Origin of the sequence: Leptospira bandrabouensis (assembly GCF_004770905.1) — a bacterium.
Classification (GTDB): domain Bacteria; phylum Spirochaetota; class Leptospiria; order Leptospirales; family Leptospiraceae; genus Leptospira_A; species Leptospira_A bandrabouensis.
On the sequence record NZ_RQHT01000012.1, the window covers coordinates 481,359 to 506,453 of the forward strand.

Consider the following 25,095-nt stretch of genomic DNA (forward strand, 5'->3'; position numbering starts at 1 on the left):
AGTCTGTAAAAAACATTCTTTTTTGAGGTCCATTTTGTCCAAGACCAGATATATTTTTATTACCGGTGGCGTTTCCTCTTCTTTGGGAAAAGGGGTTACCGTGGCAGCTCTCGGTTGTTTGTTAGAAGCCAGAGGTTATACCGTCTCTTTACAAAAAATGGATCCTTATATCAACATTGACCCAGGTACGATGAGTCCGTACCAACATGGGGAAGTGTATGTGACGGAAGACGGAGCAGAAACCGATTTAGATTTAGGATATTACGAAAGATTTACCAAATCCAAATTTTCTAGAAAAAATTCTGTATCCACAGGCCAAATTTATCATGCGGTGATTGAAAGAGAAAGAAAAGGTGATTATTTAGGAAGAACCGTACAGGTTGTACCACATATCACAAATGAAATTCGAAATCGAATTTATAACCTAACACGCGACCAAGAAACAGACTTTGTGATTGTGGAAATCGGGGGAACGGTTGGAGACATTGAGTCGGTTCCATTTCTTGAAGCCATCAGGCAAATGCGTTATGAACATGGTGCAAACCAGGTTTTATTTTTACATTTAACTCTTGTTCCGACGATTACGGCTGCTGGGGAAGCAAAAACAAAACCAACCCAACACTCGGTAAAAGAACTCCTTGCTCTTGGAATCCAACCAGACATTTTAATTTGCCGAATCAATAAACCAATGTCCAAAGAGATGAAAAATAAAATTTCTCTCTTTTGTAACGTAAAAGAACAAAATGTAATCTCTGCCGTAGATATTGATACTTCGATTTATGAAATTCCTCTCATGTATAGAGAAGACAAATTAGATGAAGTGGTTTTAAACGCACTTGGTATGGATCTTCGTAAACTAAATTTTTCCCAGTGGGAAAATATGGTCAAAAAGATTCGAAATACAAAAAAGACCGTAAAAGTAGCGTTAATTGGAAAATACATTTCCTTACAAGATGCCTATCGTTCTGTTTATGAATCTCTTGCTCATGGTGGGATTGCCAATGACGTAGAAGTAAACGTTGTTAAAATCAATCCAGAAGATATTGATTCTAAAAATATCAAAGAACTTCTCAAAGGTGTTCATGGAGTTTTGGTTCCTGGAGGATTTGGGGAACGTGGGATTGAAGGAAAAATTGCTGCGATTCATTATGCCAGAACCAAACAGATTCCTTTTTTTGGAATTTGTCTTGGGATGCAGTGTGCTGTGATTGAATTTGCAAGAAATGTTCTTGGATATAAAGATGCTAACTCAACCGAGTTTAAACCCAATGTAGAATATCCTGTAATTTCTATGATTGAAGAACAAAAAGAAATCGAACGTATGGGTGGAACAATGAGGCTAGGTGCTTATCCTTGTGTAGTTAAAAAAGGAAGCCTTGCTTATTCCGAATATAAGTCTGAAAGAATTTCTGAAAGACATAGACATAGATTTGAATTCACTTTGCGTTTCAAAGATGATTTTGAGAAAAAAGGAATGAATCTTACTGGATTTTCGCCTGATGGAAGTTTGGCGGAGATAGTAGAGGTTCCCAACCACCCTTGGTTTGTTGGTGTGCAGTTCCATCCTGAATTTCAATCCAAACCGACGGACCCACATCCACTTTTTGCCGGATTTATACGTGCGGCATCCAAACTAGCTAAAAAAACGGAGGATTAAGATGTACGATTTAATTGAAGAAAGAGAATTTTTCGGTAAAAAAATCGGGGGTCGAAATCCCTTCTTTTTAATTTCCGGACCATGTGTGATGGAAAACAAAGACTTACTCGACAGAGTTTGTGGAGAGATGAAAGCCATTTGTGATGATTTAGGAATTGTTTATATTTTTAAGTCTTCGTTTGATAAAGCTAACAGGTCTTCTATTAATTCTTATAGAGGACCTGGTTTGGAAGAAGGAAGAAAACTCCTAGATTTTATCAAAAACAAATACAATGTACCTGTCCTCACAGACATTCATGAAACCATCCAAGTGGATCCTTTAAAAGAGACTGTTGATATTTTTCAAATTCCAGCTTTCCTTAGCCGCCAAACTGATCTCATTGCAAAAGCAGCAGAAACGGGAAAATGGGTGAATGTCAAAAAAGGCCAGTTTATGGCACCGGATGACACCCGTCATATCAAAACAAAAATTCAAGAGTCTGGATCTGAAAAGTATATGGTGACCGAAAGAGGAGCCAGTTTCGGTTATGGTAACTTGGTGTTTGATTTACGTGGGATTCCCATGATGCACAAACATGGAATTCCGATTGTATTTGATGGAACTCACTCGGCACAACTTCCTGGAGCGGCAGGAAATATCACGGGCGGTTTACGAGAATTTATTCCTCATATGATGAGAGGAGCCGTTTCAGTAGGTGTGGAAGGACTTTTTATGGAAGTACATCCTGACCCAGAAAAGGCACTTTCTGATGCCACCACTCAGTTCCCACTAGCAAAAGCCAAAAACCTTTTAACACAACTACTCGAACTCGATCGTTTAGTTAAAACCAAATTTTTAGAGGCCTGAAGTTTCCTTTATGATGCGAAGGATGATGATTCCTATTTTTGTTTTGGCAATGGTTCATTGCAAAGATAAGGAATACCTTCGCATTGAAGTGGAAAAGGAATCTGGTTCCATGATCTCTATGAGAAATTTTTCTCGTGCTTCTTATAAAGATTCAGGTGAGTTAGAATGGAAATTAAAAGGTGCTGAATCTTATATATTTCCAAAGGAAAATAAAACTATTGTTTATGGTTTTGAGTTTAAACAGTTTGAAAAAGGGAATGTGACTTCTGCGATGACAGGAGATCGCGGAGAAATCAATCATTCTACAAAAACAGTAGTTTTAAACGGAAAAGTTAAATTAAAAACAAACGATGGTAAATACATCGAATCAGAATCTTTGACTTACAATTTAGATGAAAAAACCTTATCTTCGGAAGATGATGTATTAGTATATTCTGATGGAACTACCATTCGTGGAAAAGGATTAAGAGCTGATAAAAGTTTGAATAAGTTTACCATCATCCAACCGAAAGCGGTCACGGTTGGTGGAAGTAATCCTTTAAAGGATAAACCATGAAAAAACTAATTTTACTTTTTGTTTTTTCATATTCTTTTCTAAACGCCAATCCTTCTCCTATTCCTTTGTTATTTGGATCGGAAGATTTTTTGAAAAAGGAAGATTCTATCTTTTCTCCAGAGAAAAAAAAAGAAACCAAAGATAAAATACCTGTGATGTGGGGAGGAAGTAGCCTTACCCAAGAAGAGAGAACCATCAATGGAATTCCCATGAAAGTTTTTATTCTCGGTGGTGGTGCTTATATCATGCATAAAAACATAAAACTCAGTGCTCGCGAAATTGAAATCATTGGGGAAGACGCTCTTGTTGGAAACTTAAAAGGCCAAGTCATTGTAGAAGACTTTCAAAACGGGGTTACCTTAACTGCATCCAAAGGGATTTATAATAAAATGGCAGGGACGGTGAGCCTTGAGAATCACCCGGTTCTTTTGCAAAAAAAAGATGGGAAGGTTGTTAGAATCCAGTGCGAATCCATCGTTAGGTATTTGGAAGAAGCCAAAACAAATTTAGCCGGGAAGGTCGTGGTAACTTCAGATGAATTTCAAGTATTTGGGGAAGATGCAATCTTTTCAGAAAAAGACGATAGGATGGATCTATCGGGTGAACCATTTCTTTTTTCAGAAAATCGTTTTTTAATTGGTCAAACCTTAACTTACTTTGTAAAAGAAGGAAGCATCCAACTAGAAGGTGATGCCACAATCTACCAAGTATCGTATGAAAACAAAAAAGATAAAGAAAAGGATACAAGCTCTAAAGAACGTGTAGTCACCCTCTTTACTGGGAAAACATTAACCCATCAGAATAAAGGCAAAGAAACAGTCACTTCTATGAACGGGGATGCCTTTATGTATAGAAAAACTTCTGAGTTTCGAGCTAACACTTTAGAAAGCAGACGTAATAATAAAGATATCAAAGCTACAGGGAATGTAAGTTATTTAGATAAAGAAAATGGATATCGTATGGAGGGAGGGCTTTTGTCTTACGATAAAGATAAAGGTTATTCTTATTTAACGGAAAATCCACGTATCGTTTTTTTAGATAAAAAAGAACTGAATGAAAAAGGGCAGCTAACAGCGGTTTTTCTGGAAAGGTTTGATGAACGATTTGAAACTGTGGCTCGGGGTGATGTTCAGGTGGAAACCCAATCAGCAACCGCAACTGGCGAGTTTGCAACTTATTATGAAAAAAAAGATGAATTGGTTTTGGAAGGAAATCCAACTTTGGTTAAGGACAGCACTAAGGTTTCGGCAGGAAAAATCATTCTCTTTCCAAAATCTGATAGAGCCTATCTGACAGATGGACTCAAGGTAATACCGAATGGCGAAAAAAAGTAAACCGCAATCAGTAGAAAATGAAATGGATCCGAATGTAAAAACATTCCGGATGGAAAATTTAGTAAAAATTTATAACAAACGCAAAGTAGTCGATGGTGTTAGTTTTTATATAAGAAAGGGCGAAATTGTAGGTCTCCTTGGTCCCAATGGAGCCGGAAAAACAACAAGTTTTTATATGAGTGTTGGTTTTGTCACACCAGATGAAGGTCATGTTTTTATCGATAACGAAGATCTGACAAAAGCTCCCATGCATATCCGGGCAAGAATGGGTGTAGGATATTTGGCACAGGAAGCAAGTATCTTTCGTAAACTTACTGTTGCCGAAAATTTAGAGGCCATTCTAGAAACCATGAACCTTCCTGGAGATGAGATCATTCGTCGCAGGGATGAACTTCTTATGGAGTTACAGATCATGCGAGTGGCAAACCAAAAAGGGTACACATTGTCCGGTGGAGAAAGAAGACGTTGTGAAATTGCACGGGCCCTCGTCACCAATCCGGATTTTATTCTTTTGGATGAACCATTTGCGGGTGTAGACCCCATTGCGGTTAAAGACATTCAAAATGTAATCCAATCCTTAAAGGAACGGGGACTGGGAATTTTGATTACTGACCACAACGTAAGAGAAACCTTAAAAATTACTGACAGAGCTTACATCATGTATAGTGGACGGATTTTGATTTCGGGAACTGCTGATGATTTAATCAACGATCCAGAAACAAGACGAATTTATTTGGGTGAGGATTTTAAACTCTAAATGAAACTCGGGGCTTCACTTACACATCGCCAAACGCAGAAATTAGTGATGACCCAGGACTTACGTCAGTCCATAGAACTTTTGTCTTTATCTACCTTAGAACTTTCTGATAAAATTCAAAATGAATTATTGGAAAACCCTCTCTTAGATGAAATGGGTACCGATGAAAAAACAAAGATGCCCGAACTTTTTTCTATCGATGAGGTAAAACGTTTAGAAAAATTAAATCACGAAAAAAGCACAGATGTCAATTGGCAAGATTCTTATTCCTTAGAAGGCCCCCGTTCTTATGACACGGAAGCGAGTGACAGAAACCAAAAATACATAGAATCATCCACTCGCGGGGAAACCTTAGAAGAACATCTGCTGAGTCAATTGAGAATGATCAAACTAACTAAGTTGGAATTCGAAATTGGGGAAGTCCTCATTAGTATGATCGATGATAAGGGTTTTATTACCGATGATTTGAGTTTGGTTTCAAAAGAAATGGGATTTCCAGAATCAAAAGTTAGGCGAGTATTGCAGGTAATCAATGAACTTGATCCCATTGGGATTGGAGCTCGTGATATGCAAGAAACCTTACTCATCCAAGGAAAAATTCTTTTTCCAGATAATACACTTTTGCACCAATTGATTGGAGAATTTCTCTCGGACTTAGAGAAGGTAGATTATAAAAAAATTGCTAAAAACCTTAAGATTACCGAAGAAGAAATCCTTACCTTAGCAAGGCTCATTAAAAAATTGGAGCCCTATCCGGCGACAACCTACCAAGGTAGAAAAATTGATTATGTTGTAGCCGATGTTGTTGTGAAAGAAGTTGGAAATGAGTTTAATATTTTTATAAACGATGAATGGTTACCTAAATTAACCATCCAAGAAGAATACCGCGAACTTTTAAATCATAAACTCCCACCCAAAGAAAAAGAGTATTTTCAATCGAAATTTAGTTCAGCCCAGTGGCTCATTCGTTCCATTCAACAAAGAAGGCAAACTTTACAAAGAGTCGTAAGTTGTATCATTGATTTTCAAGTAGATTTTTTTCGCGGTGGGATTGGGTTTATCAAACCGCTTACTTTAAAAGAAGTGGCTGAAAAATTAAATTTACATGAATCTACTATTTCTCGCATAACAACGAATAAATATATTCAAACCACATGGGGAATATTTGAACTCAAATGGTTTTTTTCTTCTGGAGTTAAGTCGGCAGAAGGCGGAAAGGAAAGTTCGAAAAAAATTCATGAGATCATTCGTAATTTGGTAAAAGATGAGGATGAAAACAATCCTTTGTCTGACCAAGATATCGTTGAACTTATGGAAAAAAAAGGAATTGAAATTGCTCGTCGGACAGTCGCAAAGTATAGAAAAGTCTTAAGAATTCTACCTTCGAATGAAAGAAAGCGGATTAGTTCTCTAAAGGGGTAAACCTATGCCAGTTCCTGGGATCACTGTTGACACAATTTTAAAAGATCATGAAGATCTCCAACTGGTTTTGATCACTGGTGAAGCAGGGCTCACCAATCGTATCAACAATGCGGAAATCAACCGACCCGGATTATCGCTGACTGGTTTTTTTGATTTTTTTGCCAATGATCGGATTCAGATTTTAGGTAAGGGAGAATGGGCCTACTTAAACTCATTACCAGAAGACAAACTCCAAGAAATTACTGATAAATTTTTTGAGTTCCATTTGAACTGTATCATCTACACACACGGGAATGAACCGCAGAAACCTTTTGTTGAAAGAGCAAAAGCAAAAGGAATTCCTCTTTTTAAAACAGAAATTGCCACACATAGATTCATCACTCTGATCTCCCAAATTTTGGACCGGGCTCTCGCACCACGTACGATGCGTCATGGTGTTCTCATTGAGGTATTTGGAATCGGAACCTTACTTACGGGGCGATCTGGTGTTGGGAAAAGTGAAACCGCCCTGGAACTCATCGAACGGGGTCATAGACTTGTTGCCGATGATATGGTGGAAATTCGTCGTTTAAGTGAAAGTTATTTGATTGGGTCCTGTTCTGATTTACTTCGTCATCATATGGAAATTAGGGGACTTGGAATTTTAAACATCAAAGATTTGTTTGGTGTAGGTTCTGTAAGAGATCATAAACTCATTGAACTCATAATCAATTTAAAAGAATGGGAAGAACAAACGGCAGGAGAATATGAAAGGACTGGAATCGAACAAAGTATGGAAGAGATTCTGGGTGTTTCCGTTCCTTATATTGAAATCCCAGTGAAACCCGGAAGAAATATTCCTATCATTGTGGAAACAGCAGCTATGAACCAACGTTTGCGTAAAATGGGGAAAAATAGTGCGAAAGAATTTTCGAATAAACTAAATACATATATCCAACAGAGTACCATTGAAACAAATCCAATTAAAGATTAAAGAAGACAGTAGTGGACTTCATGCAAGGCCTGCTTCCTTGTTTGTAAAGATGGCAGCAAGTTTTCCTTGCGAGATCTTTGTTGTCAAAGATGATATTGAAGTCAACGGAAAGTCGATTATGGGGCTTATGATGTTAGCCTTGGGGCCTGGATCGATTTTTTCTGTAAAAGCGGATGGGAAAGGAGAAGAGGAGGCACTTCTTGCTTTAGAAGCTTTGGTTGAAAGAAACTTCGAAACTAATGCCAATTAAATTTTATAAGTTTTTCCCCCGTTTGTCGGATGAAAACCGCTATTACTTACGAGATATATTTATATTTTTTCTAACTATAGCAATATCTGTCGGTTTTTCTGAGTTGGTATTTTTTCGAAAGGAAGAAGATATCTCTTTTTTCTCCAAACTAGACACCTATTTATTCATCCTTATTCCATTTTTTATCCTTTCCCTTATATTAAGTTATGTTTATAGGAATCGCCGTAATAGAGAAACGGGAAAAATTAGAAGTTCAATTCGTTACCGACTAACTCTTGCTTTTTTATTTGTGGCTCTAGTTCCTTCTTTACCAATTTTTATTTTGTCTTCAAATCTTACAGGACGACTCATTGAAGGTTTTTATAGAGTTGATATATCTAATGCTCTTCGTTCTGCTAATTTAATCATACAAAATGAAGAAAAAAATATTGAATCTGAGTTTTTAAAAAAAGTAAATATTCTACGATCAAGGTTAGAAGGTAAAGAAAACGATGGGTATTCTGTATTTCAAAAAGGGATAGAAAACGGAATTCTTGAAAAAAATGAATACTACTTTGGATATGTAGAATCTAACAAACTCAGGTTTGAGTCAAGGGGACTATTTCGTAGTATCGAAAAACTTGAGTTTTTAGATACAAAATATAAAGGTATTTTTGTGAGTAGGCTTTATCTTCGGGATAGAGCCTATATACTTTCTAAATTCTATTTAAAAGATGGAGTCGAGGTTTATATAGGTCAGCGAATCCACCAAGGAATGGAGGCAGATGTACAAAATATAGTAAATGCAACATCCACTTATGAAAAAGTGAGCCTTTGGAAAGAAAAAATACCGTTCAGTGTTCGCATTACTATTGCTACGTTTTCTGCGGCAATGTTTCTGATTGCCATACTATTTTCATTTTTGTTTGCTCGTAGGATTTCCAAACCTATTATTAATTTAGCGAATGCAACAAAAAAAGTTTCTCTGGGTGAATCCGACATTCGTTTGGAAAAAACAGAAGAAGGGGAGATGGGGATCCTCATTGATAGTTTTAATCAAATGGTCAGTGATTTAAATGCAAAATCGGAAGAACTAATGCATACCCAAAGGATTGCTGCTTGGAAAGAAGTGGCACAGAGAATGGCCCATGAAATTAAAAATCCCCTAACCCCCATTCAACTTTCAGCACAAAGAATTCAAAGAAAGTTTCAAAATCCAAAGTCTGTCAATTTAGAATCGGTTATTTTTGATGCTACAGAAACTATCATTGGACAAGTGAGGGTTTTGGAACATCTTGTAAAAGAGTTTAGTGAATTTGCACGGATGCCAGTTCCTGTGCTTATCAACCAAAACCTAAATCCAATTTTAGAAGAAGCAGTGGCCTTATTTAAAGATACCACCGATATAGAATTTGAATTAAAATTGGCTGAAAATTTACCGGAAGTATTTCTCGATAAACGACTGTTTCTTGGTGTGATTAATAACTTGATAAAAAATGCAGTTGAGGCTATCCAGTCAGCAGAAAATCCCAAAGAGGAAATGGATATTCTAAGTCTCAAACGTAAAAAAATTCGAATCATGTCTAAATTACAGAAGAAAGCTCTTCGCAAATCCATTGTCATTGAAATTGATGATTCTGGTCCTGGTTTGAAACAAGAATGGAAGGATAAAGTATTTGAACCGTATTTCTCTACTAAGGAAAACCATGGTTCAGGAATTGGCCTTGCGATTGTTCAAAAAACTATCATAGATCATCATGGACATATAATTGTCGAGGATTCGAAGTTAGGTGGTTGTAAGTTTCGGATTGAACTTCCTTTGGATAACCAATAATGCAAAAAAACATTTATATACTGGATGACGAAAAAGAAATTCGAAAATCACTCCGAGTGATCCTTGAGGATGAAGATTATATCGTTGAGGATTTTGCTAATGGTAAGTCTTTATTGAAAGCTTTGGCAAAGGAAAGACCGTCTTTGGTTTTACTAGATGTATGGGTTGATAAAGAAGACGGACTTACCATTCTTGATGAGTGCAAAAAACTTTATCCTGGTTTACCAATTGTGATGATTTCTGGTCATGGGACCATTGAACTTGCCGTAAGTGCCACTAAAAAAGGTGCAGTTGATTTCCTCGAAAAACCTCTCTCCATAGAAAAGGTAATTCAAACCATTGAATCGGCGCTTGCAAAAACCAAAGATTATGAGATTCCAGAATTCCAACTGGAAGTAGATGAAATTTTAGGGGAATCGTTATCAATCAAACGAGTCAAATTTGCCATTTACCAGGCCGCCCAAACAAATGCTCGTGTTTTTATTTCTGGTGAAAATGGAACAGGAAAAGAGTTAGCGGCTAGGTCCATCCATCAAAATTCTAAAAGGAAAAATGAACCTTATATCGAATTTAATTGTGCGTCTGTTTTGGAGGAGACCTTAGAACAAGAGTTATTTGGTGTTGAAATACGCGAAGCCCAAACAAAAAACGAGATAAAAATTGGGAAATGGGAATCGGCACAGAATGGAACCTTGTTTTTAGATGAAGTTTGCGATTTACCTCTTTCTATCCAATCCAAAGTTTTAAAAATTATTCTCGAACATAAGTTGGAACGTGTGGGTGGAAATGATTCTGTACCCGTTGATGTTCGCATCATTGCAGCAACAAATTCGAATGTAGAAGATGCAATTCGGGAAGGTAGATTTCGAGAAGATTTATATTACGCTTTAAGTGTGATTCCTTTAGAAATGCCACCGCTCCGAGATCGTAACCAAGACATCCCTTTGTTAGTAGAGTTTTATCTAAAAAAATCTATTTCGGAGAATCAACTTTCTCCTAAAACCATTGATAGAGAAGGTTTGGATGCTCTCACTTCCCATTTTTGGCCAGGAAACGTGAGAGAATTAAAAAATATTTTAGAAAGATTGAGTATTCTGGTTCCAGGAGAAACCATACGTGTCAAAGATGTAAAGGAAGCTCTTCATGGATTTAAAAAAGCCAATGAAATGGTTGCCCGTGGGGATTTAAAACATGCTAAAGAAGAGTTTGAACGCCAATATATCATCAAAACCTTACAGATTTGCGAAGGGAATGTGACAAGAACATCCAAAGCTTTAGGAATTGAAAGAACTCATTTGTATAGGAAATTACGTTCCTTAAATATTTCTGTGGAACAGTTGAACGAAGGTTAGTATGGATCAAAAATCGATTTTAGAACGTTTTACTGACATTCTTAAAGAAACAAAATTTTTAATCCAAAATAAGGCCGTTTCTGTATACCGATTTCAAGAGGAACAAGATCCAAACGACTTTGTTTTTCCTTGGAAATCAAAAATACCCGAATCCATCGAAATCCAAAAGAAACTACAGAAAGAAAACCAAAGAAAAAATAGAGACCTTGTTAATTTTTCATGTACGCTTTGCCAAGGGAAACTCAGTGGAGTCCGTCAGTTCCTTCATAAAGGAAGAAAACCTGTTTTGGTTCTTCATTATTCTGGGGCAACTGGTCCTAAAGAAAAACCATTTACTAAAACCAAACCAAACCAAATATTTAAAGATAAACTAACTGAAGGTAGCTGGAGTGAACTCATTCAGAAAGTGTTTGGATTTTCTTTTGAAGAGTTTTATTACCAAGAATATCCTGCTTGTAATTTTTCTAATACCGATTCGAAGGAAATCGATTGGCAAACTAGAGTAGAAAATTGTAAATTGCATGTAAAGGAAACAGTGGAAGAATTTGGAATTCAATTCATTGTGATTTTAGGATCTTCCGCTAAATTATTGTTCGGTGCTGAGAAAGCAAAAGAATTTCTTGGGAAACAAATAAACTGGGATTTGTCTGGACTTTCCATTCCGATTGTCACCACAAGATCCCCAGAAGCCCTTGTTTTCCTTGGTGAAAAGGCTAAAAAAACTGATTCGGAAAGTAATCTTTTCCAATATGGAAAAGAAAAACAGGAATTGGAAGATAGTTTTATCTCCCACCTTTCTCTTTTGAAACCATATCTCTAATATGATTCAATTTGTGGAGGTCGCCCTCAATTTATCTTGGGAAAGTCGAACTTTAACGTATGAAGTTCCACATCCAATGGAAAGTTTACAAAGGGGAGTTCGTGTTCTTGTTCCTCTCAATGGAAAAGAATGGGAAGGGGTTGTCATCGAAGTTCATTCGAATGAACCTAATTATGAAACTTTATCTATCTTAAAACAAATTGATTTAGAACCAGTCCTTACAGAAGAACAATTGGATTTGGCTGAGTGGATGGCTGAAAACTATTTGTCTTCGCTCGGTGAAGCCCTGTTTCTTATGGTTCCGAAAGGAAAAAAAAGAAAACAGGATAAACAAAGTCCCATACAAATCCAATCGGATTTATTACATACTTTAAATACTTCACAAAAAAAGGCTTTGGATGAAATAAGGTCCAATCAAAAATCCAACACACATTTGTTATATGGAATTACTGGAAGTGGGAAAACAGAGGTTTATTTACACCTGATGGCAGAGGTTCTTTCTAAACCCAAAGGATCTGTGATTTTTCTTGTTCCCGAAATTTCACTCACTTACCCGACCATCACAAGGTTTGAAAGAATTTTTCCAGGTCAAGTGGCGGTTTTACATTCCCATCTTAGAACTTCGGAAAAATTCCAAAACTATTTGGATTTAAAAGAGGGAAAAAAACGGATTTGCATTGGAACTCGTTCTGCTGTGTTTGCTCCCTTGTCCGATATCGATTTAATTATTTTAGATGAAGAACATGACGGATCTTACAAAGAACATGGAGCTCCTCGTTACCATGCCCGCCAAATTGCATTACAAAGAATTTTAAAAACTAACGGTAAATTATTGTTAGGTTCTGCTACACCGAGCCTTGAAATTTTTTACTTAGCAAAAGCAGGCCAACTTGGTTATTCGGAACTAAAAGAAAGGGCCAATCCGCACGCCACTCTTCCCACTGTGGAAATCACAGAGAAAAAAGAGGATAGTGAACTTCTTTCAGGAGATTTACAATTTAAAGTGGCAGACCGTTTGAAAAAGGAAGAACAAACCATCATCCTTCTCAATCGCCGGGGGTATAATCCTTTTATTTATTCTACAACCACAAAAGAATTCATCCATTGTCCAAAATGTACCGCCACACTTTGTTATCACTCAGATAAAACCGTTCGTTGTCACCTTTGCGGGTATAAATCGACTTTTAGTAACTTAAAACAAATTCATGGAGATGATTTGGATTTGTTTGGTGCAGGAACTCAAAAATTAGAAGAGTATTTACTTTCTCATTTTCCAAAAGCAAGGATCGAACGTTTGGACCAAGACAGTTCCAAAAATAAAGAAGTCACTCGTGACGTACTGGAAAAGTTAGGGGAAGGAAATTTAGATATCCTAACAGGAACCCAAATGATTGCCAAAGGTCTTGATTATGCCAATGTCACTCTTGTGGGAATATTAAATGCCAATCATGGATTAGGGGTTCCTGACTTTCGTAGTAGCGAAAGAACCTATTCTCTGATTTCGCAGGTAGCAGGAAGGGCTGGCCGGGGTGAAAAAAAAGGGGAAGTCCTCATCCAATCCAATGATCCCGAACATCCAGTACTTAAGATGGCGATGGAACAAAACTATCCTGCTTTTTTTGATTGGGAGTTAACATTTCGAAGAGATTTGTTTTATCCACCTTTTTCTCGTTTGGCGAGACTCGTTTTTAGGTCTAAATATGAAGAAGTTGCTAACAAACAATCTGTGGTTTATGCGGAAACTTTAAAAGAAAATATGGATGCATCTGTTACCCTTCTTGGGCCAAGCCAATGTCCGTTTTACAAAATCGATAATAATTTTCGTTATCATATTCTTTTAAAATCAAAATCCATCACTAGCTTACGAAATCTTTTACGCGAAACAAAATCAAAGTTTAACGTTGATTCCAAATGTTATATTGAATATGATTTGGATCCCTTAGAACTTGTTTAATAGGAAACATTATGAAACTTTCAATTGGATACTTTGGATCCCCGGATCACTCGAAAGAATTACTATCTATCTTACTGGATGTCGGAATCCAAGTGGATTTTGTTGTGACCAATATTGACAAACCGGTGGGAAGAAAACAAATCATCACACCCACACCTGTAAAGGAACTGGCCATTGCCAAGGGAATTCCTGTCATCCAATCTCCGAAACTAAGGACCGATGAAGAGGCACAAAAACAGATTTTGTCCTATGGTTCCCCCGTTCATATTGTTTATGCTTACGGATCGATTGTTCCAGAAAATGTTTTCCAAGATCCAAAATTCGGAAGTATCAATCTCCACGGAAGTTTATTACCGAAGTATCGGGGGGCCTCTCCCGTCCAAAGTTTCCTTTTAAGTGGGGAGGAAGAGTCCGGATTTACGATCCAGTTTTTAGCTAAGGAAGTGGATTCGGGAGATATCATTTCCCAAAAATCTTGGAAGGTGGGAACATCAGAAACCACGGCTTCTCTTCTGCAGGCCATCACGAAGGAAGGGGGAAAGGAGCTCATTCGGCTTTTAAGGGAACTGGAATCTACGGGAACCGCTTGGACTTCGACGCCGCAGAATGCCAATGAGGCCACTCACTGCAAAAAAATCACAGCAAACGACCGTCCCATCCAATGGTCGGAACCTGCCAAAAACATCCACAACCGCATTCGTGCCTTGTATCCAGATCCCTTGGCTGTGACCGACTTTCGAGGCAAAAAACTGATTCTTATTTCTTCTTTTCTTTTGGATTCCGAAAGTGAGCCGATTCCCATTCCGGAGGGCCTCAGACCGGGTTCCTTTTTCCTATACCAGAAAAAAAGGCTTTTCTGTCTCTGTGGAGACGGAAACCTGCTTGGTATAGATACCTTACAACCCGAAGGGAAAAAACCCATGAAAGGATTTGAGTTTTTTAATGGGGCGCGGGTTTTAGCCGGAGAATCATTTACGTGAAAGAAAAGTTTCTAAAAATCCTACCTTACAGTGGTTATGTTCTATTTGTTAGTTTGGGACTCCTTGTTTTTTTTGTCGCAGCCTTTCTTGTGGTCGTAGTTCGAACCAAAGAAGAACAAAAGGTAATGATGCCTTATGTGATTGGCAAAAACTACATCGAGGTTCATAACGAATTACAAAGACTCCAACTCAAAGTCCGTTTAGAAACCCAAAGAATCCCTGAAAAAACAGATGGGATCATTCTTGCTCAATCCATTGATCCCGGTAAGGAAGTCGAAGCTGGATCCAAACTTTATCTGACAGTGAATATTGGATTTGATCGGGTGACCATTCCCGATGTCAAAGGACAAGATCTAAAACGTGCCAAAGCCATTTTAGAAAAGGTACTTTCTGGAGAAGTGTATGTCCCTTTACAAATTGGTGGGATCACCTATGTGCCTGCTGTGGGTGATGAACCCGCTGATACGATCATTGACCAAATTCCTGCTCCTGGAAAAGAAACTCATTCCGGAGAAAAAATTTACCTACTTGTTACAGAACCAAATATAGAAAAAAAATCCACCCAATCGGCAAATGAACCATTGGATTCCACAAAATTTGTGGGAACTCCTGTTCCTTTTTTAGTCGATTTTTTACAAAGAAAGAAAATCCCTTATCGAATTAAAGAAGCCACCAAACCAGAGTTTCGTGAAGAACATGGTCTTACTTCTACCTTTGAATTAAAACCTACCGGTGCGGAAGTGGGTGCTTTCTTTTTGAAACCTTCTGAAACTTTTGTTCAAGATTATGAATTTTTGGAATATGAAGTGGATGATGATGATCTTTACTCAGCAAAAATCACTTATACAAAACCTGGGGATGATACAGAAATCGAAAAAGAAATTTTCACCAACCAAAAACTAAATGAAGATGAACCAGTTCGATTTCTCATCCATCGAGCCGGGAATGTAAAGGTTACACTTTTCGGTAAAGAAACCGGTGTGGCCAAGGTTTGGAAATTAAAGGGAACTTATTAATATGAAAATTTCAGCATCGATCCTTGCTGCAAAACTTACGGGACTCTCAGCGGAGCTTCCGACTTACAAACAAGAAAATATCGACCTCATTCACATTGATGTGATGGACGGAAACTTTGTCCCGCAAATCTCTTTTGGGGAAGCCTTTACAAAAGAAGTCAAATCACATACCCAAATTCCTTTGGATGTACATTTGATGGTGAGTAACCCAGAACTCCACGTTCCCAAATACTTTGAGCTCAATCCTTATTGTATCACTTTCCATATTGAAACCACAAACTTCTCTGTAAGACTAGCAGAAGAGATCCGAAAAGCAGGAATCAAAGTGGGGGTCTCTCTCAATCCCCAAACTCCACCGGAATCCATATCCCAAATCCTTCCGTATTTGGATCTTGTTTTACTCATGACTGTGGACCCTGGATTTTACGGGCAGTCCTTTGTAAAATCAGGATTTGAAAAGATCGCAGCAGTGCGTAAACTCACGAAACCCTATAATATCGAACTAGAAGTGGATGGGGGAGTAAATGAATCCAATATAGAGGAGCTTGCCAAACTCGGTGTGGACATTACGGTAGTGGGATCTGGTCTCTATAAAACAGGAGATCCGAACGCACAGGGCAAAAAATTAAAAGAACTCGCTGCAAGTGCTAGAACTCGCTCTTGACAGATCGTCCTTATTTAAAAAACTCGCTATAAAAGGGGTATTTTTCCTTGGTTAAATTAAGATTACAAAGAACGGGAACAAAAGCAGACCCGCACTATCGCATTGTAGCAGCAGACATCCGTGCTCCACGTGACGGAAAGTTCATTGAAGCGATTGGACATTTTCATCCATCTACTTCTTCTGTGAAAAAAGCAACTTTCAACGAAGAAAAAACTCTTTCTTGGTTAAAAAAAGGTGCTCAACCTACTGATACAGTTCTTGCTCTTTTGAAAAAAGACGACGTTTGGTCAAAATTCAAAGGTTAATTGATACATGGAATCCTTAGTTCGTTATATCGTTACATCTCTCGTTGACCAACCAGAACAAGTGGCTGTCAACCAAGTCCCCGGAGAGGAAGAAACAGTGATCGAACTTCGGGTAGCACCAAAAGACCTAGGGAAGGTGATCGGAAAAAACGGAAGGATTGCAAAATCTTTACGTACTGTTTTACAAGCAGCCGGAACCAAACAAGGCAAAAACTATACTTTAGAAATTGTCGACTAAACCAAGTTTAGTGAAAGTGGGGGTCATTGGATCCTCACATGGAATCAAAGGGTTCATCAAAGTTTTCACTGAAGGTGATACCTTAAATTCCGTCAAACCACCGTTTACCTGTACCGTCGAAGACCCTCGGGGAAATCAGTCTACCATCCAAATTGAGGAAATCAAACCTAACGGAAATCATTTCCTAGTCAAACTAAAAGGTTTTGAAACTCCGGAAACTGTCATCAAATACCGTGGATTCTCTTTATTATGGAAAAGGGAAGATTTACCGAAACCCACCGAAGGCGAAATTTACACCGAAGATTTAGTCGGCCTTCTTGCCATTTCCAAAGAAACGAGCCAATCGCTGCATTATGTTGTGACCCAAGTCATAGACAACCCAGCGCATCCTATTTTAGAACTAAAACCAAAATCAGGCGAAGGCGAAACAATCCTCATTCCTTTTCTCAACCGGTTTGTCGGTGATTGGAATTTAGAATCCAAAACCTTAGAAATCATTCATTGGGAGCAGTGGTTTGAAGTTTAATTTCATCACTCTTTTCCCAGAAAAAATTACCTCTTACTTTGATACAGGAATTCCAGGCAAAGCCGTAAAACAAGGGGTTGTGGAAATCAATACTGTCCACCTCCGTGACTTTGCGGATAACAAACACCAAAAGGTAGATGATACTATTTATGGTGGTGGACCAGGGATGCTTTTGCAAGTGGGACCCATTTACAGGGCTTTAGAATCTCTCGGAGAAAATAAAGGGAAGGTCATCCTCCTCAGTCCTTCAGGGGAACTGTTTAACCAGACTTTGGCCCGAGAGATTTTCGAATCTTCTGAGACTTTCACTTTGATTTCTGGATATTACGAAGGGGTCGACCATCGTGTCACGGAGCATTTAATTGACAGGGAAGTGGCCATTGGAAACTATGTTATTTCATCGGGGGATTTAGCTGCTCTCGTTGTTGCTGATTGCCTATCTCGGTTTGTTCCGGGATTTTTAGGAAAAGAAGAAAGCCTTCTCGAAGAATCGCACAATGAAACAGAAGAATTAGAATACCCTCAGTATACAAAACCCTATGATTTTATGGGTTGGACCGTTCCTGATGTGCTCCTCGGTGGACATCATGAAGAGATCCGGAAATGGCGGCAAAAAAACCGCAAAACAAGAAATCATTCTTAGAGGAAGCCATGAATCAGATTCTAGAAACAGCACTCGCAGGCGAAGCAAAGAACGAACTTAATTTCGAAATTGGTGATACTGTAAAAGTTCACTACAAAATCGTTGAATCTGGAAAAGAACGTGTTCAGGTTTACGAAGGTATTGTGATCTCCATTGCGAACAAATCACAAAGTAAAACCTTTACTGTAAGACGTGTGTCTTATGATATCGGAGTGGAAAGAATTTTCCCACTTCATAGCCCGCGCATTGCAAAGATTGAACTCGTTCGTAAAGGATCTGTTCGTCGTGCGAAACTTTTCTATCTCCGTGATAAAAAAGGAAAAGCAGGACGTATCAAAGAAAGAAAAGGCGGACAAGCGATTGTTGCCAAAGACAAAAAGAGACAGGATGAGGCTTCTAAAGCCGCTCTTGCACAAGCAAAAGCTGCAGAAGCACCTAGCGCATAATTTCTCTTGAAACGGTCGTCACTCGGCCGTTCTTTCCTGAATTCCAAATCCCACACCTGACCTGCTATTCTCTAGATGAAGCAGGTCGTGGTACGCTTGCTGGCCCCGTCTCTGTGGGTTGTGTTTCCTTTGATCTCCCTACCTTAGAGAAAATCAAAAATGGCGAAATCCTAAAAGGGCTTCGCGATTCTAAAAAAATTCCCGAACCCAAACGTCTGGAACTTAGAACAGAAATCCTAAAGTATGTAACATACTTTCGTGTGACGTTTGTTAGTGCCAAATTCATTGATAAGTTTAATATCAACCAAGCCATTTTTTATGGGATGAACCGCTGTTTGCCGACAAACCCACAACCATTTGAATCCAAAACTACTGCGCATGAAAAATTACATTTGTCCAATTCTACTTACGATGGAGAGGCAAATCGCAATGAAGACAAATGGTTAAATACTAAGGCTTATCTCCTCGCTGATGGAAATTATAAACTAAAAATTACTAAACCTATAGAAGGTTATTTCTCTCTTCCCAAAGGGGATGATTTAATTCCTTCTATTTCTGCGGCCTCCATCCTTGCCAAAACCTATAGAGATGAATATATGGAAAAAATGGACTTAAAATACCCAGGTTATGGGTTTGCCAAACACAAAGGATACGGAACCGAAGAACATAGGGAGGCTCTTTTGAAACTTGGAATTTCTCCGATCCACAGGTTGAGTTTTTGTAAATTTCTCCGAAGAGAAGGGAGTGAGCCCTCTCTTTTCTAATTTCCATTCTCTCCCGCAAATTTTTTCTTTGGGAAAATTGACCCACCAGAGTAAGGATCACTTTTTCTCAAAAGAAACCAACAAATCCGGACAAGGGTTACTCCCTTTGGAAGGAAGTTATCCCAAGTCCAAAATAAGTGCCACACAAACAAACGATGGAAACCGTATGATTTCTCTTCTGGCAAAAGGTTCCGATCCGGAACTGCAAACCAATATAAGGAAAGTGGAAAATCGTTTTCGATGGTCTCAGTGGATCTCTACCCAATCTGAATCGAAAACATTTGAGGTTTCTGAATTAAAACCCATTTGGAATTACCTATTGGGGGAAACTGGATTTACCGATCTTCTTTCATTTTTGGATCCAGAGGCAAATGAATTTTTACAAATGGTGGTAGAACCGAAAAACAAAGGTTTGGTTCTCTATGTGTTTTGGGAATCCAAGGAGACTGGAGCCATGGGAATTCAGTTTCATTATGATCCTGAAAAAGAGAAACCGGTAATTGTTCATATCACAACAGAAACTTCCCTCGAAAACGAGAGTATTCGCAAATCATTATTAGGTCTTGTTCGGGACTTTCCCCAAATACAATCGGTGCAAATCGAAACCTGGAATGAAGACGCATTTAACGGAGATTACAGATGAAACAAAAGATGGCAGCTCTTGCCTATGATCCAACCCGGAATGTGGCACCGAAACTTGTGGCTAAGGCAGAGGGGAGGTTTGCTGAAAATTTGATTCGGCTTGCCAAAGAGTCGGGAGTTTTAGTCATTCGAGATGAAATGATGATACAAACCTTAGATCATCTCCCTAATGGAAAAGAAATTCCCAGGGAATTGTATGAAGCCGTAGCTTCAGTGTTTCGAATCCTTGTTTTAGAGAGACAAAAGAAAAACAATTGATGTTTCTACGCTTCTTACTAGGATTTACGCAATTATGCGGAAAATCTCCATACGTGACTTAGAACCTGGATCCAAGTTCACAAAGTCAATTTATTTGGATAAAGATACTGTTTTTGTTGGTGCCGACCAACCGATCACACAACAAGACTTAGACCGTTTGGTCCAATTTGGAATCACCTTTGTTTTAACCGATGGAGAAAAGGTTACGGCCGATGGACAGGATAAAACTTCTGCAGGGGCCGGGCCTGGTTACTTCGATACCAACTTACCTTTTTACCAAGATGATGAAAACTCCACTCGCTATAAATATCTATTGGAAAAAGCCAATACCGCTAAGGTCGAGTTTAACGCTGTATTTAAAGATTGTTTTGATTTAGTTCAAAAAACTTATCGTTCTGCATCTGAGGGTCGTTATACGGAAATTAGGGAATTTAGAGAAATTGCGGAACGTATCGCAGACCATACAAAAGCAAACTCCCAAATTTCCATTTTACTTTTATCCCATTCTCATTCAGGTTATTATTTATACACTCATATTTGTTATGCGACATTTTTTTCAGTGATGCTTGGAAACTTTTTAGAGTTTTCCAGACCCAAACTGATCGATTTGGCCTTGGCTTCACTTTTTGCCGACATTGGTATGGTAACAGTACCTGAAGAAGTATCCGAGAAAAAAGGTGCCCTTTCTGAATTAGATTTAAAAACTATCAAACGCCATCCTGTGACTGGTTACCAAATTCTCACCCAAAGGTTAAAATTAAAAAACTCACTCGCCATTGTTGCTCTCCAACACCATGAAGCGGTGGACGGATCCGGGTATCCGCAGCGAATTCTTGCCAACCAAATTGAAGAACTCACCAAAGTGTTTATGATCGGTGACCAATTTGCTGCCATGATCCATCCAAGACCGTACAGACAGGCTGTGTTACCTTATGAAGCAATGAAGATTATGATCAGTGAAAACGTGAACCGTTTTGATTTAAAAATGGTTAGGTTATTCTTAAATAAACTTTCTATGTTTCCTGTGGGGTCCGGTGTGGTTCTTTCTGACCTAAGAATGGGTATGGTCATTGAATCAAATAAAGACAAACCACTTCGTCCCGTTATTCGAGTCACAAAAGATGCTGAAGGAAAACGCCTCAAACATCTAGAATTTGTGGATCTCATGAAAGACCTCAATCTCTACATCCAACAAGCAATTCCATTTTCACAGATTTACTGATCCTTTCTCATTTGGAGATCTGCGATATGCGGAAAAAAACGGATCTAGGTCGGTCGGGAGAAGATTTGGCAGCGGAATTTTTGGATTCATTGGGTCATACCATCCTCTTTCGTAATTTCAGAAAATCATTTGGGGAATTAGACATAATTAGCCTCGAGAACGATTCACTTCATTGTTCTGAAGTGAAAACATGGGACATGCGCAGTGGATTTCATCCTTTAGAATGTTTTCATGAGACAAAACGCAAAAGAATGCGGAAGGTATATTACTATTTACTAAAAGAAGTTCCTGCCTTTTGCCACCTAACACCTTCGTTTAATTTGATCCATATCACTGAAAAAAAGGAAGTTCGTTTTTATTCGTCAATCTTCTAAAATACTTCATCAAGGGATTTTTGTACTGGGCCGATTGGTTTTGTATCCCTAAAGGGAAAACGCTCTCAAGGATGAGGGTTTGATTGTTACAAGGAAGTAACCGTATGAGTCAATTTAGTATTTTTGGGAATTTGGCAGAAACCGACGAATTTGGTCCAGATCCGGTTTTACTCCGGAAAAGGGGAATGGCCTCAACCGTTCAGAAAAAATTCGAAAATTACAAAAAAAAGATCGATGATCCAGCTTACATGGATTATGCGATTAATAAAATCGCGATGGAGATTTCGCATTTTATTTCGAAGTAATTACCCTAGGCTATAAATCCACTGGTAACCTATACAATATTCAACAGCCTCCCAGATATGTGCTTCCTTGGTTCGGGAGGATAAATCCCAATCGGCAATGGTCCTTGCAAGAGAAATGATTTGTTTTTTCTTTCGTAAGGACAGTTGTTTGGTTCGGTTTTCTGTGTCTAAAATTTTTTGAATTTTGATTTCTTCATCCTCAGGACTTTTTCTAGTTTTCTGAAAGGTTACACGCTCTAGTAGAATCTTTTTCATTTTATGTTCTTCTAATTGAATACAACGATCATTTGTCGTTTCGAATAACGTTTGAAAGATGGTAATTCGATCTAAAAAAGCTCCGCTAATTTTTTGTAAATACAAACGAATCTTTTGCAAAGAACAATGGCAGGTATGGTGACTATGGTAGTTTCCGCAAGGGCAGGGGTTTGCGGAGAGCATTAAGGTGAAATCCGTTTTTAATTTAGTTTTTTCGTTCATCCTAACAATTTCTAAATAGGAATCTTCCATAGGCATTCGTAAACTTTCCAAAATTCGATCTTTAAATTCTAAGGCTTCATCTAAATAAAGAATTCCACCATAAGCTTTGGATATCTCACCAGGTTGGAAAGGTAAACCGCCTCCTACAAGTCCTACTTCTGTTGCGGAATGGTGTGGGGCGCGAAAAGGGCGATTGCGACTGGGAATTTCAAAGTCTCCTGCGGAAGTCCAAATGCCTTGCTCGTTTGGATCTCTCGTTTCTTTCGGAGGAAGTAAAGATTCTAGCATTCTATGCAACATGGTTTTTCCAGAACCAGGACTTCCGAGGAGTAGGCTATGGTGTCTGCCAAGAACAGCATACAGAAGACCTTGAAAGGTTTTCATTTGGTAAGGGTCTAAAAAAACTTTTTCCCAGGTTTTCGATTCAGAAACGGGAGGGGGTATCTCTTGGTTGTGAGGGGAAGACTGGCCTAGATATCTAAGGCCTTCTAAATGGTCCAAAAAATAATATTGGCCTTCCGGCAGGGTTTCTTTTCGTAAAGAAGTGGGAAGACAAAAAGCAACAGTTTGGTTGTCCCGGTTTTGCCAGAGATAAGGGAGAAGTTCCTGGCCTCCGAGGACCGATCCATCCAAACCAAGTCCACCTAAAAAAAAGATACGTCCCTCTGGGATTTTGATTTGTTCTGTTGCTTCTAAGATTCCCACGGCAATGGCCAGATCCAAACAAACCATCCGTTTGGGGATATGGGTGGGTTTTAAATTGATAATGATAGTTTCTAGTGGGAATAGGTAGCCAGATGCCTCTAAAGCCAAACGGATGCGGTCTCTGGACTCTTTTGTGAGTGAAGTGGCACAACCTAAAATTTGGAAATTCGGGAGACCTCTTCGGATTCCGACTTCTACCTGGATTTCTTTGGTTCCATTCCATTCGTATAACAGACTGCCAACTTCAGCTCGTTTGGGACTCACAAACCAATAGGGGTATGTTTCTTATCTTTTGGGCCAAAAAATAAAAAAGACTTTTCATAATTGAGGCATCATGGTGACTTTTCCTCAGAGTTTGCTTTGAATTGTAGTGTCATTCGTGTAATTCCCCTCGTCCTTCTCCTTGTGTTCAGCCATTGTTCCCAAAGGTTGATTAAAAAGGAAAGATTAAGGGAAATCAATGAATACTATGATGGAAAAACCTATTCCTTACAAGAAGAGATCAAGTTCTCGGAAACAGAAGTTTGGAAGAAAGGGACCTTGGTGAAGATTTATATCGAATCCACCCCCTCACTTTTGAAATTGAAGGTGTATCCAATCGCCGAGTCTAGAGAATCTTCTGTGGGAAAATTGGCTGCCTATATCATCAATGATGATGTGAAAAAAAAGCAGTATGACCTGGAAGATGTCGAAGAGTGGGTTTCGAAAAAATTCACTCTGGTTGAAACCGGTGTTAAAAAAACAAAGAAATAAAGGTTTGGGAAGTCTCCATTGTTGCAAGTTTTTCGTTTTCATTCTTTCTTTGTTTCTAGTTCAAGATTTCTCCCCCTAATTCCCGATATTTTATCTGTGAAGATCCTTCGGTTGGTAATCATTTCCCTTTTAGCCCTTTCTACAACTGGGCTTTTGGCCAACCCATTCCAAAAAATTCATTCCGAAATTAATGAGTCCATTCCAGGAAATGAATCTGCCATGTTTCGTCTTTTTGGTTCCCAATCCCAAGAATCAGAAATTCATAAACTTTTTTCCGTGGGTGTCAACCCGTCTGGTGAAGAGGAAGAGGTGGAACTGGCTTCTTTGGATCTACCCAAATACATAGATGTATCGCCAGTTGTGAGTAACACCGTCGTCCATGAATCTGGTATCATCATCAAAAAATACGCAGTCCAAAAAAAAGACAATCTATCAAAGATTGCACGATCCTTTTCTATTGAGTTGGCAAAACTTAAAAAACATAACGGACTCACTAGTGACCAGTTGAAGATTGGCCAAGTTTTGGAAGTTCCTGTCCAAGTGAAAAATGCATCCTCTTCTCGAGTCGTTTTAAAAAAGATTTTCATTATGCCCGTTCCACAAAGCCGAGTCACATCTCGTTATGGAAGACGTGTAGATCCTTTTAATAAATACAATCGTGTGTATCATACGGGACTTGATCTTGCCGCTAAAGTGGGAGCACCAGTTCTCTCGGCAGCAGATGGGGAAGTTGTATTTACTGGTCGCAATGGGGGATATGGAAACTCCGTTACGATCCAACACAAAAATGGTTATAAAACAGTTTACGCCCACTGTTCTCAGATTTTAGTTGAGGTTGGGGAAACGGTGAAGATGGGTCGTGTGGTTGCCCTTGTCGGAAGGACAGGAACAGCAACAGGAGCACATCTGCATTTTGAAGTGTTTCGAAACGGGAAGATTATGAATCCCGAGTCGGCTCTTAGCATCACGGAAAAACAAGTCACTAGGCTCCCTAAATCTGAAGTAGCTGGAATGTAATCGGAGCCGACCTCCGGTTTGTGGG

The 25,095-nt window shown here is 38.7% G+C and carries 29 protein-coding genes; 28 read left to right on the plus strand and 1 reads right to left on the minus strand.

The window, feature by feature from the left end; all coding sequences use genetic code 11:
* Positions 1 to 34: 34 nt before the first annotated feature.
* From EHR07_RS05960 to EHR07_RS06085, 26 genes are all read left to right on the plus strand, one after another.
* Entirely contained in the window at positions 35 to 1,657 is a 1,623-nt protein-coding gene (locus tag EHR07_RS05960) for a CTP synthase (protein ID WP_135744225.1), read from the plus strand.
* 1 nt (position 1,658) lies between these two features.
* A complete protein-coding gene (kdsA, locus tag EHR07_RS05965; RefSeq protein ID WP_135744226.1) occupies positions 1,659 to 2,504 on the plus strand; it encodes a 3-deoxy-8-phosphooctulonate synthase in 846 nt (281 codons plus the stop codon).
* A gap of 10 nt (positions 2,505 to 2,514) precedes the next feature.
* Positions 2,515 to 3,060, plus strand: a complete 546-nt coding sequence (gene lptC, locus EHR07_RS05970) for an LPS export ABC transporter periplasmic protein LptC (protein WP_135744227.1) — start codon at positions 2,515 to 2,517, stop codon at positions 3,058 to 3,060.
* The gene (locus EHR07_RS05975; RefSeq protein ID WP_135744228.1) at positions 3,057 to 4,394 is read left to right on the plus strand and encodes an LptA/OstA family protein; all 1,338 of its coding nucleotides are present in this window, start codon (positions 3,057 to 3,059) and stop codon (positions 4,392 to 4,394) included. Before lptC ends, EHR07_RS05975 begins: the two co-directional genes overlap by 4 nt.
* A 49-nt stretch (positions 4,395 to 4,443) precedes the next feature.
* Positions 4,444 to 5,151 (plus strand): LPS export ABC transporter ATP-binding protein, encoded by a 708-nt coding sequence (gene lptB, locus EHR07_RS05980; RefSeq protein ID WP_135592366.1) that lies wholly within the window; start codon positions 4,444 to 4,446, stop codon positions 5,149 to 5,151.
* The gene (rpoN, locus tag EHR07_RS05985) at positions 5,152 to 6,573 is read left to right on the plus strand and encodes an RNA polymerase factor sigma-54 (protein ID WP_135744229.1); all 1,422 of its coding nucleotides are present in this window, start codon (positions 5,152 to 5,154) and stop codon (positions 6,571 to 6,573) included.
* A gap of 4 nt (positions 6,574 to 6,577) precedes the next feature.
* Positions 6,578 to 7,546, plus strand: coding sequence for an HPr(Ser) kinase/phosphatase (gene hprK / locus EHR07_RS05990; protein WP_135744230.1), 969 nt, complete (start codon positions 6,578 to 6,580; stop codon positions 7,544 to 7,546).
* Complete coding sequence (locus EHR07_RS05995; protein ID WP_135744231.1) at positions 7,521 to 7,796, plus strand: HPr family phosphocarrier protein; 276 nt, start codon at positions 7,521 to 7,523, stop codon at positions 7,794 to 7,796. Before hprK ends, EHR07_RS05995 begins: the two co-directional genes overlap by 26 nt.
* Positions 7,786 to 9,609 carry an LIC_11548 family sensor histidine kinase gene (locus tag EHR07_RS06000; protein ID WP_135744232.1) on the plus strand — a complete coding sequence of 608 codons (1,824 nt, stop codon included), beginning with the start codon at positions 7,786 to 7,788 and terminating at the stop codon, positions 9,607 to 9,609. The genes EHR07_RS05995 and EHR07_RS06000 overlap by 11 nt, the downstream gene beginning before the upstream one ends.
* Positions 9,609 to 10,961, plus strand: coding sequence for a sigma-54-dependent transcriptional regulator (locus EHR07_RS06005; RefSeq protein WP_135744233.1), 1,353 nt, complete (start codon positions 9,609 to 9,611; stop codon positions 10,959 to 10,961). Before EHR07_RS06000 ends, EHR07_RS06005 begins: the two co-directional genes overlap by 1 nt.
* Position 10,962: 1 nt before the next feature.
* On the plus strand, positions 10,963 to 11,781 hold the full coding sequence (locus tag EHR07_RS06010; protein WP_135744234.1) for a hypothetical protein: 819 nt from the start codon (positions 10,963 to 10,965) through the stop codon (positions 11,779 to 11,781).
* 1 nt (position 11,782) lies between these two features.
* Positions 11,783 to 13,735 (plus strand): replication restart helicase PriA, encoded by a 1,953-nt coding sequence (gene priA, locus EHR07_RS06015; protein WP_135744235.1) that lies wholly within the window; start codon positions 11,783 to 11,785, stop codon positions 13,733 to 13,735.
* Positions 13,736 to 13,746: 11 nt separating this feature from the next.
* Positions 13,747 to 14,715, plus strand: a complete 969-nt coding sequence (gene fmt, locus EHR07_RS06020; RefSeq protein WP_135744236.1) for a methionyl-tRNA formyltransferase — start codon at positions 13,747 to 13,749, stop codon at positions 14,713 to 14,715.
* Complete coding sequence (locus EHR07_RS06025) at positions 14,712 to 15,731, plus strand: PASTA domain-containing protein (RefSeq protein WP_135744237.1); 1,020 nt, start codon at positions 14,712 to 14,714, stop codon at positions 15,729 to 15,731. Before fmt ends, EHR07_RS06025 begins: the two co-directional genes overlap by 4 nt.
* A 1-nt stretch (position 15,732) precedes the next feature.
* Positions 15,733 to 16,395, plus strand: a complete 663-nt coding sequence (gene rpe, locus EHR07_RS06030; RefSeq protein ID WP_135744238.1) for a ribulose-phosphate 3-epimerase — start codon at positions 15,733 to 15,735, stop codon at positions 16,393 to 16,395.
* Positions 16,396 to 16,442: 47 nt separating this feature from the next.
* Positions 16,443 to 16,700 carry a 30S ribosomal protein S16 gene (gene rpsP, locus EHR07_RS06035; protein ID WP_002973959.1) on the plus strand — a complete coding sequence of 86 codons (258 nt, stop codon included), beginning with the start codon at positions 16,443 to 16,445 and terminating at the stop codon, positions 16,698 to 16,700.
* Positions 16,701 to 16,707: 7 nt separating this feature from the next.
* Positions 16,708 to 16,938 (plus strand): KH domain-containing protein, encoded by a 231-nt coding sequence (locus EHR07_RS06040; protein ID WP_135744239.1) that lies wholly within the window; start codon positions 16,708 to 16,710, stop codon positions 16,936 to 16,938.
* Positions 16,928 to 17,464: a ribosome maturation factor RimM gene (gene rimM, locus EHR07_RS06045; RefSeq protein WP_135744240.1), complete on the plus strand. Its 537-nt coding sequence runs from the start codon at positions 16,928 to 16,930 to the stop codon at positions 17,462 to 17,464. The genes EHR07_RS06040 and rimM overlap by 11 nt, the downstream gene beginning before the upstream one ends.
* Entirely contained in the window at positions 17,454 to 18,107 is a 654-nt protein-coding gene (gene trmD / locus EHR07_RS06050) for a tRNA (guanosine(37)-N1)-methyltransferase TrmD (protein ID WP_135569621.1), read from the plus strand. Before rimM ends, trmD begins: the two co-directional genes overlap by 11 nt.
* Positions 18,108 to 18,115: 8 nt before the next feature.
* Positions 18,116 to 18,553 (plus strand): 50S ribosomal protein L19, encoded by a 438-nt coding sequence (gene rplS, locus EHR07_RS06055; protein WP_167481627.1) that lies wholly within the window; start codon positions 18,116 to 18,118, stop codon positions 18,551 to 18,553.
* A gap of 113 nt (positions 18,554 to 18,666) precedes the next feature.
* Entirely contained in the window at positions 18,667 to 19,317 is a 651-nt protein-coding gene (locus EHR07_RS06060; RefSeq protein WP_244288916.1) for a ribonuclease HII, read from the plus strand.
* A gap of 37 nt (positions 19,318 to 19,354) precedes the next feature.
* Positions 19,355 to 19,960: a hypothetical protein gene (locus EHR07_RS06065; protein WP_238777813.1), complete on the plus strand. Its 606-nt coding sequence runs from the start codon at positions 19,355 to 19,357 to the stop codon at positions 19,958 to 19,960.
* Positions 19,957 to 20,217 carry an EscU/YscU/HrcU family type III secretion system export apparatus switch protein gene (locus tag EHR07_RS06070; protein WP_135744243.1) on the plus strand — a complete coding sequence of 87 codons (261 nt, stop codon included), beginning with the start codon at positions 19,957 to 19,959 and terminating at the stop codon, positions 20,215 to 20,217. Before EHR07_RS06065 ends, EHR07_RS06070 begins: the two co-directional genes overlap by 4 nt.
* Positions 20,218 to 20,251: 34 nt before the next feature.
* Positions 20,252 to 21,439: a cyclic di-GMP phosphodiesterase gene (locus EHR07_RS06075; RefSeq protein ID WP_135744244.1), complete on the plus strand. Its 1,188-nt coding sequence runs from the start codon at positions 20,252 to 20,254 to the stop codon at positions 21,437 to 21,439.
* A 26-nt stretch (positions 21,440 to 21,465) separates the two neighbouring features.
* Positions 21,466 to 21,813, plus strand: a complete 348-nt coding sequence (locus EHR07_RS06080) for a YraN family protein (protein ID WP_135744245.1) — start codon at positions 21,466 to 21,468, stop codon at positions 21,811 to 21,813.
* Between the two features lie 104 nt (positions 21,814 to 21,917).
* Positions 21,918 to 22,118, plus strand: coding sequence for a hypothetical protein (locus tag EHR07_RS06085; protein ID WP_135569609.1), 201 nt, complete (start codon positions 21,918 to 21,920; stop codon positions 22,116 to 22,118).
* Here EHR07_RS06085 and EHR07_RS06090 read toward each other — a convergent pair whose 3' ends face one another.
* Positions 22,119 to 23,564, minus strand: a complete 1,446-nt coding sequence (locus EHR07_RS06090; RefSeq protein ID WP_135744246.1) for an ATP-binding protein — start codon at positions 23,562 to 23,564, stop codon at positions 22,119 to 22,121. It lies immediately after the preceding gene.
* Positions 23,565 to 23,684: 120 nt separating this feature from the next.
* Here EHR07_RS06090 and EHR07_RS06095 point away from each other — a divergent pair, with 120 nt between their 5' ends.
* Both EHR07_RS06095 and EHR07_RS06100 read left to right on the plus strand, forming a co-directional pair.
* Positions 23,685 to 24,053, plus strand: a complete 369-nt coding sequence (locus EHR07_RS06095; RefSeq protein ID WP_135744404.1) for a type II secretion system-associated lipoprotein — start codon at positions 23,685 to 23,687, stop codon at positions 24,051 to 24,053.
* A gap of 18 nt (positions 24,054 to 24,071) precedes the next feature.
* The gene (locus tag EHR07_RS06100) at positions 24,072 to 25,070 is read left to right on the plus strand and encodes a peptidoglycan DD-metalloendopeptidase family protein (RefSeq protein ID WP_135744247.1); all 999 of its coding nucleotides are present in this window, start codon (positions 24,072 to 24,074) and stop codon (positions 25,068 to 25,070) included.
* Positions 25,071 to 25,095: the final 25 nt, after the last annotated feature.

What these genes read in the sequence shown, in the direction of transcription:
- kdsA (WP_135744226.1), top strand. Translation starts at nt 1,659, where the DNA reads ATGTACGATTTAATTGAAGAAAGAGAATTTTTCGGTAAAAAAATCGGG.
- lptC (WP_135744227.1), top strand. Translation starts at nt 2,515, where the DNA reads ATGATGCGAAGGATGATGATTCCTATTTTTGTTTTGGCAATGGTTCAT.
- EHR07_RS05975 (WP_135744228.1), top strand. Translation starts at nt 3,057, where the DNA reads ATGAAAAAACTAATTTTACTTTTTGTTTTTTCATATTCTTTTCTAAAC.
- lptB (WP_135592366.1), top strand. Translation starts at nt 4,444, where the DNA reads ATGGAAAATTTAGTAAAAATTTATAACAAACGCAAAGTAGTCGATGGT.
- rpoN (WP_135744229.1), top strand. Translation starts at nt 5,152, where the DNA reads ATGAAACTCGGGGCTTCACTTACACATCGCCAAACGCAGAAATTAGTG.
- hprK (WP_135744230.1), top strand. Translation starts at nt 6,578, where the DNA reads ATGCCAGTTCCTGGGATCACTGTTGACACAATTTTAAAAGATCATGAA.
- EHR07_RS06000 (WP_135744232.1), top strand. Translation starts at nt 7,786, where the DNA reads ATGCCAATTAAATTTTATAAGTTTTTCCCCCGTTTGTCGGATGAAAAC.
- EHR07_RS06005 (WP_135744233.1), top strand. Translation starts at nt 9,609, where the DNA reads ATGCAAAAAAACATTTATATACTGGATGACGAAAAAGAAATTCGAAAA.
- EHR07_RS06010 (WP_135744234.1), top strand. Translation starts at nt 10,963, where the DNA reads ATGGATCAAAAATCGATTTTAGAACGTTTTACTGACATTCTTAAAGAA.
- priA (WP_135744235.1), top strand. Translation starts at nt 11,783, where the DNA reads ATGATTCAATTTGTGGAGGTCGCCCTCAATTTATCTTGGGAAAGTCGA.
- fmt (WP_135744236.1), top strand. Translation starts at nt 13,747, where the DNA reads ATGAAACTTTCAATTGGATACTTTGGATCCCCGGATCACTCGAAAGAA.
- rpe (WP_135744238.1), top strand. Translation starts at nt 15,733, where the DNA reads ATGAAAATTTCAGCATCGATCCTTGCTGCAAAACTTACGGGACTCTCA.
- EHR07_RS06040 (WP_135744239.1), top strand. Translation starts at nt 16,708, where the DNA reads ATGGAATCCTTAGTTCGTTATATCGTTACATCTCTCGTTGACCAACCA.
- rplS (WP_167481627.1), top strand. Translation starts at nt 18,116, where the DNA reads ATGAATCAGATTCTAGAAACAGCACTCGCAGGCGAAGCAAAGAACGAA.
- EHR07_RS06070 (WP_135744243.1), top strand. Translation starts at nt 19,957, where the DNA reads ATGAAACAAAAGATGGCAGCTCTTGCCTATGATCCAACCCGGAATGTG.
- EHR07_RS06075 (WP_135744244.1), top strand. Translation starts at nt 20,252, where the DNA reads ATGCGGAAAATCTCCATACGTGACTTAGAACCTGGATCCAAGTTCACA.
- EHR07_RS06080 (WP_135744245.1), top strand. Translation starts at nt 21,466, where the DNA reads ATGCGGAAAAAAACGGATCTAGGTCGGTCGGGAGAAGATTTGGCAGCG.
- EHR07_RS06085 (WP_135569609.1), top strand. Translation starts at nt 21,918, where the DNA reads ATGAGTCAATTTAGTATTTTTGGGAATTTGGCAGAAACCGACGAATTT.